The following is a 23649-nucleotide window of genomic DNA, read 5'->3' as shown; positions in this document are numbered from 1 at the left end:
GGATGTCCGACCGACACGCCGGGAACAGTCCGCTCTCGACGCTCCGGGCGCTCGCGGCGCGGGTGGTCGGCGCGTCGAGAGCGTCGCGAACCCCGTCACCGAACGAGAGCGCGAGTACCGCCGCATCGTCGCGCTGTGCGCGCCGTTTTCGGTGCTGTTGCTCGTCGCGGGGCTGTACCCCCTCTCGGAAGTCGTTCGCATCAGCGTCTCGACGGCCCAGTACCGGTCGGTCGGGTTCTCGCTCGACGCCTACGCGACGCTGTTCGGCGACCCCTACTACCGCCGGGTGGCGTTCAACTCCCTGTGGCTGACCACGGGAACGACGCTCGTCTCGGTCGGGCTCGCCGTCCCCATCGCGCACGCCCTCGAAAAGTACGACCTGCCCGGCGAGGACCTCCTCGTCACGCTCGTCTCGTTTCCCATCAGCCTCCCCGGCATCGTCGCCGCGTTCATGATTCTGGTGCTGTTCGGGAACAACGGCGTCGTCACGGCGCTCGCGGCCGCCCTCACCGGGAGTCGGCCCACCGACCTCGCCTTTGCGGTCAGCGTCCCGGGGCTGTTCGTCGCCTTCGTGTACTCGATGGTGCCGCGCGCGACGCTCATCCTCCGCGGGACGTACGCCGAGGTCGACTCGGCCGCCGAGGAGGCCGCGCAAGCCCTCGGCGCGACGCCGTTCGAGACGTTCCGGTACGTCACCCTCCCGCAGATTCGACCGGGCATCACCGGGGCGCTGATTCTCACGTTCCGGACGGGACTGGCGATTTTCGGGACGCTCGTCGTCATCCAGACGCTCGTCGTCTGGACGCTCCAACTCTCGCGGGAACTCGGCGTCGGCTACGACGTGCAGGTCGCCGGCGCGATGGCGACCGTCTACTTCGCGTTCACGTTCCTGTTCACCGTCCTCGGGCTTCGGTACACCAGCGCGGAGGTCGGGATATGACGCCGTCCCTCTCGCGTCGGTTCGGACGGTCGGCCGTGACGCTGGCCCTGTTTTCGACGGTCGCGTTCCTCATCGCGCCCATCGTACTCACGATCGTCGCCTCGTTCGCCGCGAGTTGGACCGGCGTCCTCCCTTCCGGGTTCGTCACCTTCGAGAACTGGCGGGCGGTGCTGGGGCTCGCGGATACGATTGGCTCACAGCGCAGTATGGGATGGGACCCCCTGTTCAGCCTCCCGCTCGGCGGCGAGACGCTTTCGGTGTTGGTCCCGGCGGAGCTGGCGTTCAGCATCGGATTGGCGCTCGGCGGCGTTCTCATCAACCTCGTCGTCGGCGTGCCCATCGCGTACGCAGTCTCTCGCTACGAGTTCCCGGGGAAAGAGTGGGTCAACGCCGTCTCGGTGCTCCCGCTCGTTCCGGGCGTCATCTTGGGCGTCGCGTTCCTCCGGGCCTACCCGGACCTCTCGGCGACGAGCTTCGGGCTCATCGTCGGTTACTCGCTTTTGAAAGCGCCGTTCATGGTGATGGCCGCCCAAAGCGAGTTCGAGTCGATGCCGCTGCGACAACTGGAGGAATCGGCCCGCTCGCTGGGGGCGTCGTGGCCGCGGACGTTCCTGACGGTCATCGTGCCGAACGCCCGCTCGGGCATCGTCTCGGGAGCCATCATCTGTTGGGCGCTCGCGGCCGCGGAGTTCAACTTCTCGTACATCGTCTGGGCGAAAGGCACCCAGCCGCTGGCGCTCTTCTTGCAGCGACACATCTCGAACAGTTCGTTCACCAAGGCGGCGGCCGCCGTGTCGATGTTCTTTTTCATCATCGTCGCGGTCACCCTCTTCCTACAGCGGGTCGGTCGCCGCGGATTCGACACCAGAGGTAGCTAATGGCAGACGTGACACTAGACGCGGTCCGAAAGGACTACCACGACACGACGGCGCTGAACGGCGTTTCACTGACTGTCTCGGACGGCGAGATTCTGGGCGTGCTCGGCCCCTCGGGGTGCGGGAAGACGACGACGCTTCGAACCGTCGCCGGCTTCGAGACGCCGACCGACGGCGCGGTCAGGTTCGACGGCGAGGACGTGACGAACGTCCCCCCGGAGAACCGAAACGTCGGATTGGTCTTCCAGGAGTACGCCCTGTTCGACAACATGACGGTCGCCGAGAACGTCGCGTTCGGGCTGAAGATGCGGGGCGTCGGGAAGCGCGAGCGACGGAACCGAGCCGAGGAGCTGCTCGAAATGCTCGACATCGGCGAGATGGGCGACCGCGACCCGACGACGCTCTCCGGCGGCCAACAACAGCGCGTCGGGCTGGCTCGCGCGCTCGCCATCGAGCCGAACGTCCTTCTCTTGGACGAGCCGATGACGGGGCTCGACGCCCAACTGAAGGCGCGCCTGCGGACCGAAATCGGCGCGCTCCTCGCCGAGTTGGACGTCACCGGCCTCTACGTCACCCACGACCAGGAGGAGGCGATGGTGATGTGCGACCGCGTCGCGGTGCTGAACGAGGGTCGCGTCGAACAGGTCGGCACGCCCCGAGAGATCTACGAATCGCCGGCGAACGAGTTCGTCTCGGAGTTCGTCGCGCTCGACGCGCCCGACCTCCCGTTCGTCAGCTGGTGATTCGACCGTGGCGACGCGATATCGACGGCGTCCGAGGAGAGGTGCGGCAGTCGGTACACGCGGTCATCGCGTTCGAGCCGAAGCGTCTCGGTTCCGAACAGTCGGTCGGTGGCGCTCCGGACGCGCTCTAGTTCGGACCGCGGCTCGGAAGCGAGTCGCCACTGCGGCCCGAACAGCCGGTCGTAGCCGACGAGTCGCCCGTTCCCGCCGTCCTCGTCGTCGACGCGGTACTCCATCGCCAGATACCGGAACGACCAGTCGAAGACGCCCAGTGCGGCGAATCCCACCGCAATCACCACGGCTCCCCCGAGCAGTTCGACCGCGACCCCGTCGGTCGTCGCGGTGCTGAACAGGCCAATCAGCGTCAATCCGGCCACCAGCAGGACCGAAAGCGGGGAGCGAAGCCCGCGGACGACTCCGCCAACGACGACCGCCGACGGCCTCGGTCGGACGAGGTCTGAGCCGTCCCGCGTGCTCTCGATTCGCTCCCACTCGGGGAGGTCGGGAGCGAGTCCGAGTTCGACCGACGTGCGCTCGTCGTACGCTTCCAGTTGGTCGCGGTAGACGTCGACGATATCGGCGAGCAGTTTCACCGCGAGGACGAACGCCAGCACGAACGGCGGCGGGGCACCCGCGATGACGAATCCCCCGCCGATGAGGAGCGCCGAGCCGGTTCCCGCCATCGACACGAGCGCCGACTGAAGCGGTTGCTGCGGCGGGACCGACGCGTAGGTTCCGCTGAGGACGTACCGACCCACGTCGACGGCGCGGCCGAAGATAACGGCGAGCACGCCCAAGCCGACAGAGAGCGATTCGGCGTCGGTCATCGTCGTGCCCGTGGTCTCCCCGACGCCGCCGACACCGATTGCACCGAAGAGGGCCCAGCCCACGCTTCCGATGGCGAGGGCCACCAGGATGGCCGGGAGATTCGCGACCTGAATCGACAGCGGCAGGACGGGGAGACCGATTCGCCCGCGCTTTTCCGACAGAGCACCGAACACGAGCCACGAAAAGCCGTTCGCGTCGTAGGTCGGCTTGCCCTCCGCGAACAGCGCCTCCACCGCGGCACCGACGAGGCACGCGCCGAGTTCGACCCAGTAGACCGCCAACAGCGCCACGAGCGACCAGTCAAGCGCGAGCACGCCGACGAGGGGCACGGCGTTGACCGCCATCAACACCGCCACTTTCGCTCGCCGCCTCTCGCTGGGAGTGAGCATTGTTAGTGCAGAGACATTTCGCTCGGAACAGTTAGGTGGTCTGACTCGCGTCGGGCGGTCGGAACCGCGCCTCCGCGACCGGAAAACAAGATTGATACTGTCAACTAATCATCTAGAATGCGTGCGTCCCTTCATTCGATACCTCGCCTCGCTCGTCGTCGGTCTCGTTGTCGCCGGTGTGGCCGTCTCGGCCGCCGACGCGCCGGGGTTGCTTCCCGTGGCAATCGCTCCGCTGTACGCGGCGACGACCGCACTCGTCCTCCGCCACCGCGACGGTTGGGGGCGACTCTTTCGGTTCGGAGACCAACGCTGGAGCGACCGGAAGCGGGGTGCGCTCGGGGGCGGCATCTGTGCGATCAGTTTCTCGCTGCTGCTCTCCCTCTCGGTCCCGGCTGGCATCACCGGAATCGGGCTGATGCTCTTCGGACAGGCGCTGACGGTCGCCGACTACGAATCGCTCCCCGGGTAGTCGCGCGCCGTCGAGACCGGTCGAGAGCGTTTTATCAGATATATGATTGGATGGGCGAAACGGCGCGTACGATGGCCCCTCCACGGTGGTCGGCGTCGTCCCCACGCTCCGGGAGCTCGCGCACCCGTGAGGCGGGCTTCGGACCTGTCGCTTCAGGGTTGACGACGAGTGAACGATGTTAGTCACGAGTGAGCGATGAATGAGCGACGAGTGAGGAGAGAGTGCGAGGTGAACGTGAGTGGGGAGTAGCCCCGGTGGGACCGCCGCGACGGCCCGCGAACGGACTACCCTCGCGAATGTAACGAGTAGGCGATGAGGAGGACGCCGCAGAACTGGAACAGCCGCGTGACGAGCGTGAGCGGCTGCTGGTACTGGAGGCCGATGTAGCCCTGACGCAGGAGCACCGAGCCGACGAAGGCGACGCCGAACGCGACGGCCGTGAGGAGGAACAGCCCCGCGGAGAGCGCCCGCATCGTCCGGCTGTCGTGACGGCGGTAGCCGCGGTAGGCCTGATAGCCGACGTAGCTCCCGACGAGCGTCGACCCGAGGGCGAGCGCGACGATGAGCCAGTCGAGGACGGCCGACGGGGTCGCCATCTCAGAGGTCCTCCCACATCCGTTTGAAGCGGTCGGCGGTGTCGGGTTCCCCCTCGCCGGGGAACGACTCGTCGCCGGTGCGCGTCAGGGACGCCTCGAACGACCCGTCGTCTAATTCGACGGCGAACTCCGAGAGCGTGGCGGTGTAGACGCTGTAGTGGTTATTACTGGTTCGAATCTCGGTCTGTTCGTCGAGGAGTCCGTACGCCTGTAATCGTTCCACTCGGCGGTAGACCGTCGGTTTGGACATCTCACACTCGTCGGCAAGCTCTTGTGCGGACATTGGTCTGGTACTCGTTGCTGCGAGGATGTCCCGGGCGTACTCGTCACTGAGGAGATCGAGAACATCACCCAACGCCGGATCCTCACTCACGGTGGTCGAATGACTGCTCGGCGGATTAATAGGCCCACGGGTTTCCACCCCTGTTGGTCGCGGCGACCGGCTCGGGACGGGGGTGCGGTGGGGCTGTCGGGATAGCACGGTGGTTCGGATTACTGCGACGGTACTGCGGGGCAGTACGGCGATGCCGTGGAGGGACTGCCGCGTCAGCGATGACCGCGATGGGTGCCGGAGTGCTGTCAGAGGGCACAGTACGGTACTGCTCGGGAGGGCAGCCCGATATCAGTTCGGCGGGGCCCATCGCAGTTCGACCGACGCGACGTGAGATTATATAAAAAGGGGGCCAGTTTCTGACCCAGAAACTCGCGCGATTTCAGGCCGGACAGCCGACGGAGCGACCGACTTCGACGAGGCGGTCCGTCTCGACGCCGGTCCCCCGGACGGTGTAGCCGTAGCCGTCGCAGTTCCACGACAGCGACGTGGTCGGCCCGTAGTCGAGCGTCGCCGGCCGCCCGCCGACCGTCGCGTCGCGCTCGTCGGCGTCGATATCGAGGGTGTAGTTGAACTTCGCGACCGTGAGTTCGCGGCTGCCGGCGGCGTAGCGGAGTCCGACCCCCTCGATGCGGCCGGTGGTCCGCGTGGCGTAGACCAGTTCGTACGCGGGCGGGACCGTCGGCTCCGGAACAGAAATCGAACTCCGCGCTTCCAAGTCGGCTCTGTTCCGGAACCACTCCGTGTTCGGTGTCCGCTTGCGCTCTACGGTCGTGTTAGCGTCGATGTCAGGTCGGAACGCGTCGGCCGACAGCGACGCGTCGAACGTCACGTTCGTATACGTCGTCGTCACCGACCGCCGAGTCCCGTCGGCCGTCCACGCGGTCTGTTTGCGAAGCGGGTAGAACCGCTCGGTGTCGAGCCACAACCGCTGGTGGTAGCCCGCCTCGCTCCGATTCGTCTCGGGCGCGATGTCGAGGACGTACGCCTCGCGCCCGCCGACGGTATCGGTCTCGACGAACTCGACGGCGTAGCTGCGGTTCGCGTCGGCTCGCGGGGCGGCACCGGCGTGCCGCGGCACGACGGGGAGCGGTGACACGCCGATGGACTGCGGGCGACCGGCGTCGTCGGTCAGCCCCGCGGCCGCGACGAGCAGTTGGAGCCGTTCGGCCGTCCGCGACTCGGCCGGCGGGCCCGTCAGTTCGATGACGGTGACCTCAGCACCGTCTGTGTCGTGAAGCCAGAGCGTCGACCCGTTCGAGACCTGCCGGTCGTACTGTCGATTCGCGGCGCTCCGGAAGTCCACGCGCTTCCGCTCGGTCTCCGGGACGAGCGTCACGTCGGCGACGGTCCGGGACGTCGTCGTGCCGTTGGCTCGAACTTCGACCGTCTGCGTTCCGGTGAGCGTGTCGATGCCGCGGTAGCGCTCGGTCACGTTCGCGTCGACCGAGGGGTTCGCGTCACCTATCGCGCCCCCCGTCGTCCAGAGGACCGCGGAGAGCGCGACGGCGAGAAGCACGAACGCGGCGAGCGTGCGTCGGTTGAGGCGGAGTGGAGGGCGGGTCATGCTGGTTGCACCCTGACAGGGAGTTCGACTGCGTGTCTGGGAGCCGACGGCTAAATACTTCTGGACGACGGGGACGGTCGAACCGACACCGACCGACAGCGATAGCTCCGTCGCGGGGGTCAGTTCGGCCATCCCATCCACTCGCTTTCGCGGGATATCCGGCGTTCGGTCCGAAACGACGTTCGTGACGCAGTTTCCCGGCGACAAGCACTCGACGTCCGTGAACGAACAGGCATCCGAGTGGTTCACCCGCCGAGTCTCGGGTAGATTAATGCACGCCTAGGAGGTATACAAACAGTAATGTCAGACGAGCCGGTTGGATTGTTCGAACACGTCGAAGCCGACCTCATTCTCCGAGAGTTCTTTCAGGAGGTGACCGAATACGCGATATTTCTCCTCGACGCGGACGGGTTCGTGGCGACGTGGAACGAGGGTGCGAAGCGGATCAAAGGCTACGAGCGCGACGAGATTATCGGTCGCCACCTCTCCGTGTTTTACCCCGACGAGGGCGACGGCACGTCCCCCGAGACGGTGCTCTCAATCGCCGAATCCGAGGGGAGTTACGAGGAGAAGGGGTGGCGCGTCCGGAAAGACGGGTCGCGCATCCTCGCGCACGTGACCGTCCGCGCGCTGAACGACGACGCCGGGGAACTCAAGGGCTTCACGAAGATCGTCCGGGACGTCACAGAGACCTACGAGTACCGACAAGAGTTGGAGCGAAGCCGAGACCGACTCGAACGCACCGAGCAACTGGCCGATATCGGCGGGTGGGAAGTCGACTACGAGACCGACGACCTACAGCTGACCGATGGAACCAAACGGCTGGTGGATATCCCGCCCGACGCGGAACTGACGCTCGACGAACTCAGAGACCACTTTCACGAAGACGACCACGAGATTATCGACGGGGCTATCGAGGGCGCGCGAACCGACGGCGAGCCGTTCGACATCGAGATGCGAGTGGTAACGGCGACGGGGCGAACGCGGTGGGTCCAAGTCCGCGGCGAGCCGACGGGCGACCGGATGAACGTCCGCGGCGCGGTGCGCGATATCTCGGACAGAAAGGAGCGCGAAGAGCGACTCATGGTGCTGAATCGAGTGCTTCGCCACAACCTTCGGAACAACCTCAACATCGTCAGCGGCTACGCGCGGGAGCTTCGTCGGGACCTCGACGGGGTCGATATCCCGGCGCTGGGCGATGACGACCACAAACGGTTACACGAAACGCTGGAGAACATCAGCGAGACGACCAAGGGCATCGACACGGAACTGCGGACGCTCGACAAGTTGGTCGACGCGGCGAGCAAGTTCTCGGCGGACGCGATGGTGTCGAAGACGAACCGAATCATCGAGAACGCCGACGGGCTCATGGCGACCGGCGAGAAGGCTCGTCGATTCGAGAGCGTCGTGAAGGAGGACGCCGACAGACGCCCGGTTCGCGTCGACGACGTGTTCACCGACCTCAAACAGATCTACGAGCGGAAATACCCCGAGGTAGAGATTCGACTCGAACCGGGCGAACAGACCGTACTCGCGGGCGAACACTCGCTGTACCTCGCGCTCGACGAACTCGTACAGAACGCCATCGTCCACAACGACGAGGACTGTCCCGTGGTTGCGGTCGCGTCGCGCCGACTCTCCGGCGAGCGAGTCGCAATCACGGTCGAGGACAACGGCCCCGGCATCCCGCGGATCGAACGCGAGATTCTGAAACGCGGGAAAGAGACCCAGCTGGCACACGGGAGCGGGATGGGGCTGTGGACCGTCCACTGGTTCGTCACGCAGTTCGACGGCGAAGTCTCTATCGCGGATCGCGACGAACGCGGGTCGTCGGTCGAAGTGAGGCTCCCCACGCCGGAGAACTGACGACCGATTCGGACCGTGCACCACGTTCTGCACGGACGGAGAACTCGGGTCGACAACGACGGCGTTCTGGATTACGGTGGGATGATGAGGCAGACGACGTTCCCCAGATACGCTCAATTATTTAGATTATCCGGGAGTTTCTGAATTTCTGAACGATGTGGATTATGCGGATATTTCATACTATTTCGATAGCGTCGATTCCGTAGATTCGGTGCCCACGATTGAAGAGATACGTAACCAGGAACACCCCAATTATTCACATACCTCAAATAATTTGCAATATCCACTGAACTTGGATTACCCACATAATCACCGATTCAGCCGCGTCGAATCTGTGTCCGAACGCGAATCGCGGGGAGGCGCTCGATTTTCCAGAGTATCCGAATTATCCAGATACTATCGCTTATCGGGGTTGCGTAACTCGTCCGCCGTCGCCAAGAAATCTCTCCGAGAGAGATTATGAACGCAGTCTGGGAAATATACATAATTCGGATTACTTGGCTTTGTCAGATAATCCATATAGCGATGACTAGTCACGGGTGCGGAACTCGGATAACGCATTATATCTGAGTGTCGTGGATTATTCAGATTACCAAAAGTAGGTGAGTGACTCAGATACTTCTTCTAGTCGAGAAATCTATCGACTGTCGATTCTCCAGAGAACTCGGGAGCCTCGAATAACCGAGGAAATCTGCTAAATCCACGCTCTCTAGATAATCTGAAGTATTCAGATTGTTCGAGCGCCGTTCGATTTAACTCGCGTTCGAGCGTGGCAGTAGGCGACTGTGACGACTCACTTCGACGACTTCGACCACGAGACACACATGCGCGAGAGTTTCGAGCTCGCTCGGGAGGCCGCCGCTCGCGGCGACGAGCCGTTCGGGTCCGTGCTCGTCCGCGACGACGAGGTCATCATGCGCGACTCGAACCGCATCGTGACGGAGTCCGACATCCGACGCCATCCCGAGTTTCACCTCGCCTACCGAGCGTGCCGGGAGTACGACGCTGACGAGCGAGCGGCGATGGTGATGTACACCAGTACTGAGCCCTGTCCCATGTGCGCCGGCGGAATGGCGACCGCCGGGTTCGCACGCGTCGTGTACGGCGTCGGCGGCGACGAAATCGGAGAGTTCGTCGGGTCGGCTCCGGGCGTTCGGTCGGCCGCGGTTCTCGACGGCGTCACCGAAGTCGTCGGCCCTGTGCTGAACGAGGAGGCCCGGCGAGTTCACCGAGCGTACGAGTGGTAGGAATCTGCCCGGCTTTCACTGCGACTAAACACCGACTCGGCCGGAGCGCGAACGCCCGAAACCCGGGAGCTTCGAACAATAGAAAATCCGATATTATTTTCGAATACCTTGGTCTAGAACCTATTCTTACTTCACCCACAGGTTGATCCCGGATGGACGGACGTTCGGGCCCACCTGTCGAGATATTTATTCCAATAGAGGCCTGTTCTATCCCTGAAATTCACGTTCTGCCGACAAAACTGTATTTGAACTGAACGAGCCATTCGCTTTCTCACGTCGGTCTCCGAATAGCTCTCTTTTTCACGCTTAACGGGTGTTTGAGGGCTATTGTGGGTGCTTTACCGGTTCGACGATAGACGAGATGCGTTCGACAACAGTAGTCGTTCGGAAATCTGTGGTAGCTATTTGACTAGTCTCTTAGTAGTATTTGAAATTGATATGACTGGGTGACACGGAGGGGTTGGTGTCGAATTACGGACCGACCCGTAGTCGGTTGGTATCGAGATGCTCACTCGACCGAGAGGCGACGAACCGATGCCGATTAACGAGAGCTTGTTCCGAATCGCAGAATGATTTTCGGAGACGGGCCTACATCCCTCTGTGGGCCCTTTACGGCTAATAATGAGTTTGAGTGAGAAATTCATTACACCACTATATCCGTAATTTCAGGTGCGAGAATGGGGACCTTCAGACCAAATAATCAGAGTGGTACAGAGGAGTTCGCGCGGATGGGTTCTGAAAACGAGAACTAGATATCAACGTACTAACACCGCCATACGGCTCGAACAGTAGGTCAACTCAAAGATAGCTCGAACGTCTAACAACGGATAGCTCTACTGTCACCCGACGAGAGCGGCGAGGTGTCCTGCTTAGTCTCAGTTACGCACCCGGACCCGCACTCACGCACAACGGAGCCACCAGTATTCTGTAACTCAGAACGAGTGCGCTTATCTCCCGGACTGCGGAGACGACGCGTGGTACGAGTCCCACAGAACAGAAGTTCAGTAGATTCGATTATAAGCGAGGTTTTGAATGGAGTACCACCAGCTTGAGGTGTCGAGAGAGCGCCGACGCCGACCTTCGGACGTTCGGGGACGTGGCTCAGGTGGCGAGTCCCTCCCACAGGCGAAGGTCTACCACCGCTGTTGTTCTATCGGCCCGTCCGTGGTCACGTCCGAAGGTGTGGATGGCCCGCACGGATTAGCCACGAACACGAGCGAGATGGTCCGGGGCTGTGAGGAACTCGTGTCGTATGTCACGCGCCACAACGCGGTCCCCGAACTGGCGGTCATCCTCACGGGTACCTCGCTCGACCCCGAACAGCCGTTCGACCTCCAAGCGGGCGACCGCGCCGATATCACCGTCGAAGGAGTCGGGGCCCTCTCGAACTCCGTCATCACCGTATGAGTTCCACACCGACAGCTATCACGGGGGCCCAGTCTTCCGCCGGGTTGAACACACGGGGCCCACGGGACCGTCGATAGGGTCACCGCGCCCGGTCGTGTGCGCTGAATACCGACGACAGGTCGTTTGGCGACGAGTCAGGCCCGCCTCACTTGCGTCTCGCTCGGGGGAAACGCTGGTTTCAGTCGGTCATCTTCGCTGGCGCGCTGAATCGTCGAGTTGACAGGACTGCTATCGGCCTATTGGCCCGCCGCCGCCTCTAACGGCTGTTCGCCGCGAGAGAGAATGTTAATGCCGTCCGAGCGCCGAAAGAGATGCAGTCGCTCCTCGTCGAAGGCCAACGAGAGTTCCTGATTCGTGTCGGGTTTGACGTCCCCGGGCACGCGGACCCAACACTCGTCGCCGTTGATGTCGAAATGGAGGTAGTTGTCCGAACCCACCGGCTCGCGGACGTCGAGGTACGCGCGAACCGCGTTCGGCTCGCCGCCGTCTGTGAGCGTGATGTTCTCGGGGCGGATACCGAGCACGAACTCGTCGATACCGTCCGCGTATCGGTCGATGCGTTCGAGGACCCGCTCGGGGAGGTCGTAACTGAAGCCGTCGGCGACCAGCGACGACCCGGACAACTGCACCTCGAACTGGTTCATCGGCGGGTTCCCGACGAAGTCGCCCACGAACAGGTTCCGCGGTTCGTTGTATATCTCCTCCGGCGTCCCTATCTGCTGGAGTTCGCCGCCGTCGACGACCGCGATGCGGTCGGACATCGTCATCGCCTCCTCTTGGTCGTGGGTAACGTACACCGTCGTCGTCCCGAGCGTGTCCTGTAGCTGCTGAAGCTCCGTCCGCATGTGCAGTCTGAGTTTGGCGTCCAGATTCGAGAGCGGTTCGTCGAACAGGAAGACCGACGGCTCGCGCACGATGGCGCGGCCCGTGGCGATGCGCTGTTGCTGCCCCCCCGAGAGGTTCCCGGGATACTTGTCGAGTTGGTCCGTGACGCCCATCATCTCCGCCGCCTCCGTCACCCGCTTGTCGATCTCCTCTTCCGGGAGGTCGGTCGTCAACTGCAACCCGTAGCTCATGTTCTTCCGCGCGGTCATGTGCGGGTACAGCGCGTAGTTCTGAAACACCATTGCGACGTCGCGGTCCTGCGGCTGTACCCCGTTGACGACCCTGTCTCCGATTCGTATCGTCCCGTCCGTGATATCTTCCAGACCCGCAATCATCCGGAGCAACGTCGACTTACCCGACCCAGAGGGACCGACAATCGTCAGAAACTCCCCGTCTGCTATCTCGAAGCTGATGTCGTCGACGGCGACGATGTCCGAGTCGCCGCCGTAGACTTTCCGCACGCTTTCGATGCTAACAGTACTCATACTGCGTGGGTTGCCAAGAGAACTAATAATAGTTGTGGTTACGCTTTTCAGACCGAATCAATCGGGAGCAGAATGTGTTCTGAGCTCCGTCCGCTCCCGTACGTCCGCGGCGGACTACCGACGGGGACGAGTCCGACCACATCTACCGGCAGTATTAGTCACGGAAAATAGTTTAATCCATACCCCTACACGTAGGTACGACACATGGTTCGAGAAGCCTTCACTAGTAGCACCCGTCGAAAGTTTATCAAGTCGGCAGGAGTCACAGGGACCGTCGCACTCGCAGGCTGCGCCGGTAACGGCGACAACGGCGACGGCAGTGGCAGTGACGGCGATAGCAGCGGCGGCGATAACACCGACGGCGGCAGTTCCGGCGACACGAGAAGCGAATCCTACGAGATCACGTTCTGGGAACTGTTCAGCGGTGGCGAAGGGCCGATCATGGAGAGCATCGTCAACAAGTTCAACGAGGAACAGCCGCTCGACACCGACGCGGAGGTGACCATCAATCGGCAACGAACACCGTGGAACGAGTACTACAACAAGCTGTTCACCGCGCTCTCGGGAGGGCAAGCGCCCGACATGGCGGTCATGCACGCGGCGTATCTTCGAGCGTGGGACGGCGGTATCGACGCGATGGGAACCTACACCGACACGGCCTCCATCGAGAGCGATTACACCGCGAGCCACTGGGACCTCGTCACGGTCGACGGCAACGTCAACGCGCTGCCGATGGACATGCACCCCATCGGCGTGTACTACAACAAAGACCTATTCGAGCAGGCCGGACTGGACCCGGAGAGCCCGCCGACGAACTGGTCTGAGTTCCAGCAAGCGGGCAACGCAGTCGCCGAGAACACCGACGCGGCGGCGTTCACCCAGTCGCCGTACAACGACGGGTTCGGGTCGTTCCGGACGTGGAGCACGTGGGTCAAACAGCAGGGTGGGAACCTCTACGACGACGAGTGGAACCCGACTTTCGACAACGAGGCCGGCACGAACATCGCCCAACTGTTCTCAGACATGACCGGCGACATGGGCTGGGCCCCCGCCACGAGCGAGGACACGTGGGGGAACAACGCGTTCCAGAACGGGACGTGCGCGATGGCGATGAACGGAACGTGGTACGTCGCGGCACTCTCCGGTGTCGAGGACCTCAACTGGGGCTTCTTCGAGCCGACCGTCGGACCGAACAAACAGCAGGATAAGGTCTGGGCCGACGGCCACTCCATCGTCCTCCCGAAGAAGGAGGGCCGGAGCGACGCTAAGTCGGAGATCGCCGCCGAGGTCGCCCACTGGATGACCACGCAGAACCCCTCGTGGGGTGCCGAGGCCGGTCACCTGCCCGCCGCGAACAGCATCTACGAGTCCGACGCCTTCCAGAACAGCCCGTACTACGACAAGACGCTCAACAAGTACGTCGAGATGGCCGAGAACGGCGACTACTTCTACCACCCGAAGGTCCCGAACGGCGACCCGAACGCGCAGAACTGGTACACCTGGCTCGTCGACATCTGGGCGCACAACACCGACCCGCAGTCGGGTATTCAGTCCGGCATCGAGACGGTCTCCAACGGCATCTCGGAGTAAGTACACATGGGGATAGCAGAACGCATCACGGGAGGTGAGACCGCGGCGAACAGCAAGACAATCATGGGCTTCCGCAAGGAGACCATCGAGGGTGCCCTCTGGTCGCTTCCGTACCTCGCCGTATTCACGGTGTTCCTCGTCTGGCCCGCGGTGAGAGGCCTCTACATGAGCCTCCACACCTACCCGAACAAGTTCGACCTCACACAGACGGAGTGGGTCGGCCTCCAGAACTACGTCGAACTGTTTCAGGACCCGGTGTTCTACAACGCCATGGAGGGAACGCTCCTCTTCGTCGCCGTCTCGGTCCCGGCGCTCGTACTCCTCGGACTGGTGATGGCGCTCGGCGTGAACCGAGACGTCGCCGGTAAGCGGACGCTCCGTGCCATCTACTTCAGCCCGTACGTTCTGACCGTCGCGGTCGTGGCGCTGGTCTGGGGACAGGTGTACTCCCAGAGCTACGGGCTCATCAACTACTACCTCGGCTTCGTCATGGAGAACCCGCCGGGGTGGCTCACCTCGTCTGACCTCGTGATGGCGTCGCTCGCGTTCATGACGGTGTGGTGGCTCGTCGGCTTCAACTTCGTCATCTTCCTCGCCGCCCGGCAGAGCATCCCCGAACGGCTCTACGAGGCCGCCCGGCTCGACGGCGCGACCGGCTGGCGCGCGTTCAAGGACATCACGCTCCCGCAGATGCGAAACTCGGTCGTGTTCGTCGTCATGGTCCAGTTCATCCTCCAGTTCCAGGTGTTCGCACAGCCCTACATCATGACGCAGGGCGGCCCGAGCGACTCCTCGGACACGCTGGTCTACTACCTCTACCGGAGCGCGTTCTCCCAACAGCAGTTCGGCTACGGCGCGGCAATGGGGTACGTGCTGGTCGCCATCCTCATCCTCATCGCAATCGTGAACTTCAAAGTAATCGGTGATTCAAATGACTGAAACGACGCAATCGCGCTCGGTCAGCTCCTACCTGACCGAGGACGCCGTTCGAAACGCCCTGTTGCACGTGTTCCTCTACGGGCTCGCGTTCCTCATGTCGGTCCCGTACCTGTACACGCTTTCACGGTCGTTCCAGCCGAACGAGCTGTTGCGCGACCCGCAGCCCTACTGGATTCCGCCGCTCGTGGGAGAACCCATCACGCTCGAACACTACCAGTACCTGCTGAACAACACGCTCGTCGTGGAGTGGACCATCAACACGTTCATCATCGCCGGCGGGGCGACGATTCTCATCGTGGTCATCGACTCGATGATCGCGTTCTCGCTCACCCGGCTGGACTGGCCCGGACAGGGCGTCATCATGGGGATAATCCTCGCGAGCTTCATGGTCCCGTACTACATGAACATCGTCCCGCTGTACCAGATCGTCTCGGACCTCGGGCTGATTAACTCCTACTGGGGCGTGATCATGCCGGCGGCCGCCAGCCCGCTCGGCGTGTTCCTCCTGTATCAGTTCTTCAGAGACATCCCGGTCGAGTACGAGGAGGCGGCCAGACTCGACGGGTTCACCACCTTCCAAGTGTACACGCGCATCATCCTGCCGCTCGCGAAGCCGATTCTCTCGGCGCTGGCGCTGTTCATGTTCGTCTACAACTGGAACGCGTTCCTCTGGCCCCTGCTCGTGCTGTCGAACGAGACGGCCTACACGCTCCCAATCGGGCTCGTGAACCTCTATCAGGGGAACATCGACACGCCCGGTCTCCACATGGCCGTCGCGATTCTGGGGTCCCTGCCGCTGTTCATCATCTACCTCATCTTCCAGGGACAGATCGTGCGCGCGGTGCAGATGCAGGGCGCGACGGGATGACTACGAGTGACGGCGACGCCGCGGACCCCACCGTCGGCGTTCATCGCGCGCTCGCGACCGCGGCCCGGCAGGTATACCGCCACCCCCTGCCGATGGTGGCGATCAGCGTCGGGTGGGTCCTCGCGTCCCTCCCGCTCGTCACCATCGGGCCGGCGACGCTGGGCGCGTACGGTGCGGTTCGGTCCGTCCGAGAGAACGGTCGGGTCGACCGCGAGGCGGTCAGGGAGACGCTTGCAGCCCACTGGCTTGATTCGGTCCTGTTCAGCGGGCTGCTGGTCGTGTTCCCGGCCATCGCCGTCCTCTATCTGGGACAGTACGCGGCGACGAGCGACCCCCTTTCGGGCGTCTTCGGTGCGGTCGGCTTCTACCTGGCGTATCACGCCTGGGTCGTCTTCGCCTTGGCGTTCGTCTCGCTCGCCGACGGCGCGGACGCGGTCGACGCCGTCACGGGAGGATACCGGTGGTCGGTCGAGAACCCGGTCGCGACCGTGCTCGTCGGTATCGTCACCGGGACGCTCTTGCTCGCGAGTGCGGTGCTGACGATTGCGCTCCCGCTCGTGTTCCCCGCGCTCGCGGCCGCGTTCCACACGGAACTGGTCGCCTCGACGGACGACTCGTCAGACGGCGAGGAGACGGACGCGACCGAAGCGACCGTCTCGAAGGAGCGTCCTATCGCCGGAGACGGCCGAAAAAACGACGTTTCGACGACGTCCGGGCGGTAAACGCCCCCGTCAGTCGTTCAACCGTAACGAGGCCACTCCGTAGTTAATCTCACACAGCTCCGCGTCGGCCGCGGTCGACGTCAGTTGAAGCAGTTCGTCGCCGTGCCGGGAGGGAAGCAGCGGCGTCGTCCAACCGACGAACGCCCGGCCGCCGAGTTCGCTCTCCGTCTCGAACGACAGCGGGGCGTCGACCGCCTCCCAGTCGCCGCTCCCGTCGAGGTTCGAGTTCGCGAGCACGACCTCACCGTTCCCCTCGGCGAGGTCTCGGTTCCCGTCGACGAGCTGTTTTCCAGACACGAGTATCGTTCCGTCTTTGCCGCCGGCCCGCGTCCACGTCACGTACGGACCGTTGATGAACCGCCGACCGTCGGCCGTCGAGACGAGGGTCCCCACGTCGGTCGGGTCGCCCCAGTCGCGGCCGTCCGGCGAGGTCTTGACGTGGACCTCGCCGTACAGGTAGTCCGGCCCGATGACCTCGTAGCTCATCATGTACGTGCCGTTGGGGAGCGGGGTGACGGTCGGCATCCCCGGGCGCGTCGTCTCGTCCGGGACGGCCGCGACCAACTGCTCGTCGCCCCACGTCTGGCCGCCGTCCGCAGAGGCCTTGTACGCGACAAGCTGATTGTAGTCGTCGTCGCTCCCCATCCGTTCGTCGGCGAAGTAACAGACGAGGTTCCCGTCGTCGTCGAGCCCCAGTTCCGGCTCCCAGACGGGGCTGTTCCCGTCGTAGGGGACGGCCTTGCCGCCCGTGACGACGGTGCTCACGAACTCCCAGGACTCCCCGCAGTCGGTGCTGGCGTACAGGTCGATGCTCGTCTCGCCGAGTTTGCCGATCTCGCCCTCGGGGACGTCTTCGGGGTCGTCGAGTATCGGGATGGAGTTCCCGGCGGCGAGGACCGTCCCGGCCGGCCACGAACCGACCGCGTGCGGGAGTTCGAACAGCGTCGGCTGGTACCGAAGTCCCCAGTCCTTCCCGCTCGTGTCGTGAATCTCGGAGAACTTCGACCAACTCTCCCCTCCGTCGGTGCTCCGGTAGACGGGGAAGTACGGCTCCGACCCGCCGCTCATCGACGGGTAGTACTCGAAGGTCGCGAGCAGTTGCTTCTCGCCGCCAGTTCCCGACCCGTGTTTCAGTCGCGTGACTCGGGGATACAGCGCGCCGGGCGCAGGCGCGCCCGACGGGGGCGAGTACAGCGTTCCTTCGACGTCTGTCTGTTCGTCGTCGCGCCCGCGGCCCGCGATAACGCCCGTGGACCCGACCGCTGTGGCCCCGACGGCGCCGACCGCGGCGAGGTACTTCCGGCGGCTGTGCTGGCGGCTGGAATCGCGTTCGTTCATGACGCTGTTATGCGTTCACACGATACGATAATAACTGTATCCCCGCTGTCAGCTCGAAAAAGAACGACGACGGCTCCGTTACTCCGTCAGCGTCAGGCCGACGACGGACGCCGGGGGCGCGTCGAACGTGACGGTTCCGTCGCCTTCGTCGGTGACGTCCAGAGGGCTGGCTTCGAACGATTCCGCGTTCTCCTTCGTAGAGTACTCGCGGATGTCGTTGCCCTCGAACAGGACGGTGGCCGTGGACACCGAGTACGACGACGACCCGACGTCGACGGTGAGCGACTCCGGTTCGTCGTGACGGCGGTTCGAGGCCGTGACGAACAGTTCTCCGTCGCCCTCAGAGGCCGACGCCGAGACCATCGGAACGTCGTGGTCCTCGCCCTCGATAGTGCGATTTTCCGTGTCGACGCTCGTTTCGAGCGCCGTCTGGCCGATGTGGTTCTCGTAGAGGTCGAAGACGTGATACGTCGGCGTGCGCCACGCGGCCTCTTCGTCGGTCTGGACGAGACACTGCAGGACGTTGACCAACTGTGCGATGTTCGCCATCGAGACGACGTCGGCCCGCGCGTGGATGAGGTCGAGGACGCCCGCGGTCGTCAGCGCGTCCCGAACTGTGTTCTCCTGCTCCAGTCCGTTGTCGCTCCGCGCCTCGGGGTGCCACACGCCCCACTCGTCGACGATGATTCCGATTTCGCCCTCCGGAACGTACTGCGAGATGGTCTCGGCCGCTCGGTCGATGTCCCCGCCGACCTTCTGTGCGCGCGCGAAAATCTTGTAGTACTGCTCGTCGGTGAAATCGGTGTCTCCGCCCGCCTGATAGTAGCGGTGGACGGAGAAGTGGTCCATCAGGTTGAACGGCGACCCCATGCCGAGGAACGACCCCGGACCGTACTCCATGCCGCCGTTGAGGCTGTCGAAGAAGACCTCGTTCCAGTCGTCCGTGAGGTGTCCGCAGGCGATGAACTCGGTGGACTCCTCGTTCATCAGCTTATCGAAGCCGTTGAAGTAGTTCGCGAACCGGCGGTACTCGTCGGCGTACTCGTCCGGCGCGAACCGACCGCCACAGCCCCAGTTCTCGTTCCCGATGCCCCAGTACTTCACCCCGTACGGCTCCTCCTGTCCGTTCTCTCGCCGCCTGTCGGCGAGTTCCGTGTCGCCGCCGTAGTTGCAGTACTCGATCCAGTCGAGCGCCTCCTGCGGCGTCGACGACCCGACGTTGACCGCGATGTACGGGTCCGTATCGAGGAGTTGGCAGAGGCGAAGGAACTCGTCGGTCCCGAACTCGTTGGACTCTTCCGGGACGTTTTCGCGCCCCTGCGTCCACCACAGGTTTCGGCGGCGGGGGCGCTCGTCGCGCGGGCCGATACCGTCTTCCCAATGGTAGTCGTCGGCGAAACAGCCCCCCGGCCAGCGGAGCACCGGCATATTCAGTCCGCGGAGCAGCGACACGGTGTCCATTCGGAGGCCGTCTTCGGTCTCGACCCTGTCGTCATCACCGACCCAGAGGCCACCGTAGATACACCGCCCGAGGTGTTCGGCGAAGTGACCGTAGATGTTCTTCGAGATGTAATCTATCGGCTCGTGGCTGCTAACGCGTACTTCACTCTGCATACATTTTCACATTAGTAGCCGGTTAAATAACTATTGTGCCTTGTGTTCAGTGTACACGAGTCAGACCTGACACCGCGCAGTTTCGCGGCGAACGGATGAAACGCTCGCGAGTCAGACCACGGTAAGCACGCCTTGCGGCAGTCTCGACACCCCGACGGACGGGTCACGAGTCCAGACGCGGAGGTCATCTCCACACCGGACGACATGTGTAGTCGACCAGACACCGGTCCGAGACACGACCACGAGACGAATCCGCACCGTCGGAACGAGAAGACGGCCGAGCCGGACGTACGTCGCCCCCGGTCTGGACGTGATGCGCTACAGACGATAGTCCGTGACGGAGAGTCCAAACTGTCCCAAGTACGGCGATACGGTAAGAAGCCACGACTAGTAAATCCGTCGCCGACACGACCATTCTGCTCTCGATTAAATTCCCTATGTCAGAACCGGACTACACCATCCTACGACGTAGGATTACAGACTTATATGTGTAATTATCATCGGTCCACCAACGGATATTCTACGAAGATGGAGTTTTCAGTCGATGTCACGACAATCGAGATACTGTTCCGTCATACTGAACAGTCGCCGATGGTCGACGGAACGAGCAGTCAGACTGAGTTCGACAGCGTTGATGCAACTGTGATTCCATTCGAGGCGTTCCCGTCGTCGGCATCTCGTCGGCGTCCGCGAACCACCTTCAGTATACCAAAACTCCGTCAGGCCTCCAGCCCCTCACCGTCCCGTCCGAGGCGATTGCTCGATACTCCCATCGGTCGCATCAGGTAGCCACCATCTCTGTACTTCCACACCGATTTCGACAGTCTCAACCGATTCTGGGAACCGTCGTCGCCTCGGAATCGTGATTTGCGATACGCACCCGTTATTCGAAGCGTCGTCGATCGGTTGGGTCCGCGTTTCCCCGCGTCGAAACCGTTGAACACTGCGAGGAACAGTAGACGGAACCGATGTGTCGGCTCAGATGCCACGGCGATTGGTAGGCGGGGGTTCTATCATCGAGAACAATATCGCGTCTGGGGAAAACGGAACGGAACTACTATCGCGAGAGCTCGGTCGGAGTTCGACTGGTTCACGACTGGGTAGCTTTCAATCGACATCGGGGAGCGCTAACCCGACTCCGAGACTCGTGACTGAGGCCGTCGTCGATCGAGAGCAAAAGATGAGTAGCGGTGGTGTGCTGAACTCGACGTGATGCTGTCAGGCGTTCATGAGTTTCGGGACAGACCTACTCGTCGCGTACTGACACGTCGAGATATGACTGACACGCTGGCTCACGTTGGTCGGTTACGCAGTCGACCACGTACACCTAAGACTGGCCCCCATATTATTTTTTCCCCCGCCATTTTTCAGCGGGAGTACGATAAACCGGCGCGTAATCACGATAACCGCCGGTGAGTTCACGTGGTTACCGACAGTTTGGGTGCGTTCTCATCGAGACGATACCGCGACCGAGATGTAGTGACCTGCATTTCTGAGGAACGCTCGTCCGCTACAGAGAACCGAGCGTTCTATCTGCGTCTAGCACGCTGGCAGACCGAAAACGAGTAGAGAACGGCAACTCCGGGTTCTGCGATACCGTCGCGAAGACGAGCGAGCGAGCCTGTATACTCCGACTGCCGTGTTTCCACAATACCTGCGACACACCGATTCTCACTGAAAGTCAGACTCGTTCGAGATGGATATTGCGGTATACGGTTCATCGAACTTTCGGGCCTCCCCCGACTGCGACTGAGACAGCCGATATCGAACGCGAACAGGCTGAAGGCGTAGGTCCACCGTAGTATACCAAAACGGTAGTACCGTCACCGGACAGAGAGACGTTCGCCCGAGCATCGGGTAGATACAGGACGAGAGCGCCGACACGGCAGTGTCAGACAGTACTGAGTCACGATACGGTCCACGAGCGAACCGTAGGGTTGAGTCTTCGGCCCACGAACCGGGGCCGAAACCCACCAAAGTAGTTCTCCACAGATTGATCCGAGTCTAGATATGCGATTTTCGCGAGCGTCAACGATTATGTTGAATTTCTTATTTGAACACTAGTGTCGTTGTCTGTATTAGACAATGAGGTTAAGCTCTCCGTCGCCGGTTACTCCCACACCACACATAAATCACATTCTGCTATATCAAATCGGTGTCGTGAGACAGAACAGAACTTCGGAGGATGGATTATTTTTGCGTTTTTCTAGGCCTTTTCGTGGTTCGGACAGGCCACATCGGTATCGCATCAACTACCGACCTCGGTGAGACGCCGTCGAATGCTCGAAAACAGCCCAAAAATTGACCACTCGCAGAGTGTCGCCACTCACAACAGGCAGTCCGAGCTGGTGTAGAGCGCTAGTCAGGCGGGAGTAGTGCCGAGCAAACCAACTCGACACACTCACCAGCAGTCAATACCGGCGCATACTCCATCTCACCGCCGACACCAATCTTCAACAGGAAATCGGTAAGCCGCCAGATATTGTGCAACAGCACCGCAAACACGAAGTAGAATAATCTTACGCGGTAGTCCTTAGACGAGGTCTTCGCCAAGAAATCGTTCTTGATCGATTTGTATTCGTTCTCGATCTGCCACCGAGAACTGTACCGACGACACACGGCTTGAGCCTCGTCCGCGCTCACACGAAGATTCGTCGCGAACACCGCTGTTCCATCGCTCTTCGTCGAGGGCACGTAGAGAAACTGCATCGAGTGCGAGCCCTGCTCAACGTGGACAGAGGCCGATTCAACGGCGACTTCTTGCTCATCTTCATCCATCGTCTCTATGTTCTCGCGTTCGGCACTGTGAATCCGCTTCGGGATGAGATAGTTCACATCGAGGTTCGAGAGCGTCTGGTAGACAGCTTTCGAGTCAAACTCTCGATCACACAGCACCATCTCAATCGGTACGTGCTCCTGTGCCCGTCGAACGAGTCGTCGGACTACACGATGAACTCGGTTCGGCGGGTTCTCGTCCCACGACGAACTCTCACGGACAGGTTCGACAGCGAGAATCAGCGGGATGTTCCACCCGACAATCGAGAGCGTGGCGAATTTGAACGCTCTCCCCTCGCCGTCTTTTGTCCCGCTGACCATCGGCATTCCCTCTATGTTACCAAAGTAGCGAATGGTCGTGATATCAATTGCGACGGTGACAGGACGACGAAACGAAGACTCCGATTGAATCACCGAAAGCAACCGTTCTGTCGCCTGTTGAAATCCCTTGAGTAGGCTCTCTGGGTCGAATTGCTTGACGGCTCGGAGGTGGGTGTCTCCGTGAGGACCGTACTCTTTGCCTCGTCGGAACTTGAACCGGGCTGCACCCTGTGGAGTACCACAGCCGACCATCCCAATAAACGTCTGAAGCTCAAAGAATCGCGTGTCTTCATACGTCGCGTTCTGAGCTCTCTCAGAGTCGAACGGACCGAAGCCGTGCTCACGAGCGAGACGGGTTGTACGGTAGATTTCTTCGTCAGAAAATTCGGTAGCATCCTCAGCTGAGTCAGTAGTTTCTTCTGATGACTGCTTGACTTCCTCTAGTGGCCGGACTTCGGGAACTGAGAGGCCCTGATTGTGTATCTCCTTGACTAAGCAGTGTGCGCTGGCGGTGATATATCGACGAACATCGTCATCGAAGCGATTGCGCCACGTTCGAGAGATGACTGACTCGTTAGGAATTTGGCCGAGACCGAATACGTCGGCAAGCTCTGGATGGCGTGTGAGAGATCGGTAGCTGTCTCCGGTGACTTCTAGATAAACAAAGAGCTTGAGCATTCCGTGGAATGAGTACGGGGCGGGATGCCACTCTGGGTAGTCGTCTTCGAGCGTTTCGATCTGGAGCTTAAGAACGGTAAGTGCATCGCAGAACGCTGTCCCCTCACGGAGGTGTTTGCGGAGTTCGAGAGCAGCGACAAATGCGTCGGTTAGTCGGCGGCCACGCTGTTCCATCA

Annotated in this window: 17 protein-coding genes and 2 pseudogenes; 11 read left to right on the top strand and 8 right to left on the bottom strand. The window is 61.9% G+C overall.

Translation table 11 applies throughout. The features are described 5' to 3' along the window. Nucleotides 1–2 precede the first annotated feature (2 nt). From NDI65_RS08960 to NDI65_RS08950, 3 genes and pseudogenes are all read left to right on the top strand, one after another. Nucleotides 3–940, top strand: a pseudogene (locus tag NDI65_RS08960) (ABC transporter permease subunit). Beyond that, nucleotides 937–1818 carry an ABC transporter permease subunit gene (locus tag NDI65_RS08955; protein WP_089780331.1) on the top strand — a complete coding sequence of 294 codons (882 nt, stop codon included), beginning with the start codon at nucleotides 937–939 and terminating at the stop codon, nucleotides 1816–1818. The pseudogene NDI65_RS08960 and the gene NDI65_RS08955 overlap by 4 nt, the downstream one beginning before the upstream one ends. Then, the gene (locus tag NDI65_RS08950; RefSeq protein WP_089780333.1) at nucleotides 1818–2558 is read left to right on the top strand and encodes an ABC transporter ATP-binding protein; all 741 of its coding nucleotides are present in this window, start codon (nucleotides 1818–1820) and stop codon (nucleotides 2556–2558) included. The genes NDI65_RS08955 and NDI65_RS08950 overlap by 1 nt, the downstream gene beginning before the upstream one ends. Here NDI65_RS08950 and NDI65_RS08945 read toward each other — a convergent pair. After that, nucleotides 2480–3775, bottom strand: a complete 1296-nt coding sequence (locus NDI65_RS08945; protein ID WP_226908761.1) for a DUF6498-containing protein — start codon at nucleotides 3773–3775, stop codon at nucleotides 2480–2482. The two genes, NDI65_RS08950 and NDI65_RS08945, sit on opposite strands and share 79 nt — an antisense overlap. Before the next feature lie 121 nt (nucleotides 3776–3896). Between NDI65_RS08945 and NDI65_RS08940 the strand changes: the two genes are divergently transcribed. Then, nucleotides 3897–4244, top strand: coding sequence for a hypothetical protein (locus NDI65_RS08940; protein ID WP_089780337.1), 348 nt, complete (start codon nucleotides 3897–3899; stop codon nucleotides 4242–4244). Between the two features lie 284 nt (nucleotides 4245–4528). On the opposite strand, the gene NDI65_RS08935 is transcribed toward NDI65_RS08940, so the two are convergent. The 3 genes from NDI65_RS08935 to NDI65_RS08925 form a co-directional block, all read right to left on the bottom strand. Continuing rightward, nucleotides 4529–4840 (bottom strand): hypothetical protein, encoded by a 312-nt coding sequence (locus NDI65_RS08935; protein WP_089780339.1) that lies wholly within the window; start codon nucleotides 4838–4840, stop codon nucleotides 4529–4531. Between the two features lies 1 nt (nucleotide 4841). Continuing rightward, nucleotides 4842–5213, bottom strand: a complete 372-nt coding sequence (locus tag NDI65_RS08930) for a helix-turn-helix domain-containing protein (RefSeq protein WP_089780340.1) — start codon at nucleotides 5211–5213, stop codon at nucleotides 4842–4844. Nucleotides 5214–5553: 340 nt separating this feature from the next. Beyond that, nucleotides 5554–6738 carry an outer membrane lipoprotein carrier protein LolA gene (locus NDI65_RS08925; protein WP_089780538.1) on the bottom strand — a complete coding sequence of 395 codons (1185 nt, stop codon included), beginning with the start codon at nucleotides 6736–6738 and terminating at the stop codon, nucleotides 5554–5556. A 300-nt stretch (nucleotides 6739–7038) separates the two neighbouring features. Here NDI65_RS08925 and NDI65_RS08920 point away from each other — a divergent pair, with 300 nt between their 5' ends. From NDI65_RS08920 to NDI65_RS08910, 3 genes and pseudogenes are all read left to right on the top strand, one after another. After that, nucleotides 7039–8604, top strand: a complete 1566-nt coding sequence (locus NDI65_RS08920) for a PAS domain S-box protein (RefSeq protein WP_089780342.1) — start codon at nucleotides 7039–7041, stop codon at nucleotides 8602–8604. A gap of 785 nt (nucleotides 8605–9389) precedes the next feature. Next, nucleotides 9390–9851, top strand: coding sequence for a nucleoside deaminase (locus NDI65_RS08915; RefSeq protein ID WP_226908762.1), 462 nt, complete (start codon nucleotides 9390–9392; stop codon nucleotides 9849–9851). Between the two features lie 1107 nt (nucleotides 9852–10958). Next, nucleotides 10959–11258: pseudogene (locus NDI65_RS08910) on the top strand (fumarylacetoacetate hydrolase family protein); the annotation flags it as partial. Nucleotides 11259–11494: 236 nt separating this feature from the next. Here NDI65_RS08910 and ugpC read toward each other — a convergent pair. Continuing rightward, nucleotides 11495–12628 carry a sn-glycerol-3-phosphate ABC transporter ATP-binding protein UgpC gene (ugpC, locus tag NDI65_RS08905; RefSeq protein ID WP_082256299.1) on the bottom strand — a complete coding sequence of 378 codons (1134 nt, stop codon included), beginning with the start codon at nucleotides 12626–12628 and terminating at the stop codon, nucleotides 11495–11497. 204 nt (nucleotides 12629–12832) lie between these two features. On the opposite strand from ugpC, the gene NDI65_RS08900 reads away from it, so the two are divergent. From NDI65_RS08900 to NDI65_RS08885, 4 genes are all read left to right on the top strand, one after another. Beyond that, nucleotides 12833–14218, top strand: a complete 1386-nt coding sequence (locus tag NDI65_RS08900; protein WP_089780346.1) for an ABC transporter substrate-binding protein — start codon at nucleotides 12833–12835, stop codon at nucleotides 14216–14218. 63 nt (nucleotides 14219–14281) lie between these two features. Beyond that, nucleotides 14282–15157 (top strand): sugar ABC transporter permease, encoded by an 876-nt coding sequence (locus NDI65_RS08895; protein ID WP_052367789.1) that lies wholly within the window; start codon nucleotides 14282–14284, stop codon nucleotides 15155–15157. Continuing rightward, a complete protein-coding gene (locus NDI65_RS08890; protein ID WP_042662769.1) occupies nucleotides 15150–16025 on the top strand; it encodes a carbohydrate ABC transporter permease in 876 nt (291 codons plus the stop codon). Before NDI65_RS08895 ends, NDI65_RS08890 begins: the two co-directional genes overlap by 8 nt. Further along, nucleotides 16022–16747, top strand: a complete 726-nt coding sequence (locus NDI65_RS08885; protein ID WP_089780348.1) for a hypothetical protein — start codon at nucleotides 16022–16024, stop codon at nucleotides 16745–16747. Before NDI65_RS08890 ends, NDI65_RS08885 begins: the two co-directional genes overlap by 4 nt. 9 nt (nucleotides 16748–16756) lie before the next feature. Here NDI65_RS08885 and NDI65_RS08880 read toward each other — a convergent pair whose 3' ends face one another. The 3 genes from NDI65_RS08880 to NDI65_RS08870 form a co-directional block, all read right to left on the bottom strand. Beyond that, nucleotides 16757–18085 carry a glycosyl hydrolase gene (locus NDI65_RS08880; protein ID WP_089780350.1) on the bottom strand — a complete coding sequence of 443 codons (1329 nt, stop codon included), beginning with the start codon at nucleotides 18083–18085 and terminating at the stop codon, nucleotides 16757–16759. A gap of 78 nt (nucleotides 18086–18163) precedes the next feature. Then, the gene (locus NDI65_RS08875; protein WP_089780352.1) at nucleotides 18164–19699 is read right to left on the bottom strand and encodes an alpha-L-arabinofuranosidase C-terminal domain-containing protein; all 1536 of its coding nucleotides are present in this window, start codon (nucleotides 19697–19699) and stop codon (nucleotides 18164–18166) included. A 2358-nt stretch (nucleotides 19700–22057) separates the two neighbouring features. Then, on the bottom strand, nucleotides 22058–23647 hold the full coding sequence (locus NDI65_RS08870) for a transposase (protein ID WP_089781026.1): 1590 nt from the start codon (nucleotides 23645–23647) through the stop codon (nucleotides 22058–22060). Between the last annotated feature and the right edge of the window lie 2 nt (nucleotides 23648–23649).

It is taken from the genome of Haloferax sp. S2CR25 (assembly GCF_031624535.1).
Classification (GTDB): Archaea; Halobacteriota; Halobacteria; order Halobacteriales; family Haloferacaceae; genus Haloferax; species Haloferax massiliensis.
The sequence above is the reverse complement of the archived record's forward strand: the minus strand, read 5'-3'. Positions and strand labels throughout refer to the sequence as shown.

Bases quoted from the DNA above. Each gene is read 5' to 3' on its own strand.
- NDI65_RS08900 (WP_089780346.1), top strand. From the start codon at position 12,833: ATGGTTCGAGAAGCCTTCACTAGTAGCACCCGTCGAAAGTTTATCAAG.
- NDI65_RS08890 (WP_042662769.1), top strand. From the start codon at position 15,150: ATGACTGAAACGACGCAATCGCGCTCGGTCAGCTCCTACCTGACCGAG.
- NDI65_RS08885 (WP_089780348.1), top strand. From the start codon at position 16,022: ATGACTACGAGTGACGGCGACGCCGCGGACCCCACCGTCGGCGTTCAT.
- ugpC (WP_082256299.1), bottom strand. From the start codon at position 12,628: ATGAGTACTGTTAGCATCGAAAGCGTGCGGAAAGTCTACGGCGGCGAC.
- NDI65_RS08880 (WP_089780350.1), bottom strand. From the start codon at position 18,085: ATGAACGAACGCGATTCCAGCCGCCAGCACAGCCGCCGGAAGTACCTC.
- NDI65_RS08945 (WP_226908761.1), bottom strand. From the start codon at position 3,775: ATGCTCACTCCCAGCGAGAGGCGGCGAGCGAAAGTGGCGGTGTTGATG.
- NDI65_RS08870 (WP_089781026.1), bottom strand. From the start codon at position 23,647: ATGGAACAGCGTGGCCGCCGACTAACCGACGCATTTGTCGCTGCTCTC.
- NDI65_RS08935 (WP_089780339.1), bottom strand. From the start codon at position 4,840: ATGGCGACCCCGTCGGCCGTCCTCGACTGGCTCATCGTCGCGCTCGCC.
- NDI65_RS08950 (WP_089780333.1), top strand. From the start codon at position 1,818: ATGGCAGACGTGACACTAGACGCGGTCCGAAAGGACTACCACGACACG.
- NDI65_RS08895 (WP_052367789.1), top strand. From the start codon at position 14,282: ATGGGCTTCCGCAAGGAGACCATCGAGGGTGCCCTCTGGTCGCTTCCG.
- NDI65_RS08925 (WP_089780538.1), bottom strand. From the start codon at position 6,738: ATGACCCGCCCTCCACTCCGCCTCAACCGACGCACGCTCGCCGCGTTC.
- NDI65_RS08920 (WP_089780342.1), top strand. From the start codon at position 7,039: ATGTCAGACGAGCCGGTTGGATTGTTCGAACACGTCGAAGCCGACCTC.
- NDI65_RS08955 (WP_089780331.1), top strand. From the start codon at position 937: ATGACGCCGTCCCTCTCGCGTCGGTTCGGACGGTCGGCCGTGACGCTG.
- NDI65_RS08875 (WP_089780352.1), bottom strand. From the start codon at position 19,699: ATGCAGAGTGAAGTACGCGTTAGCAGCCACGAGCCGATAGATTACATC.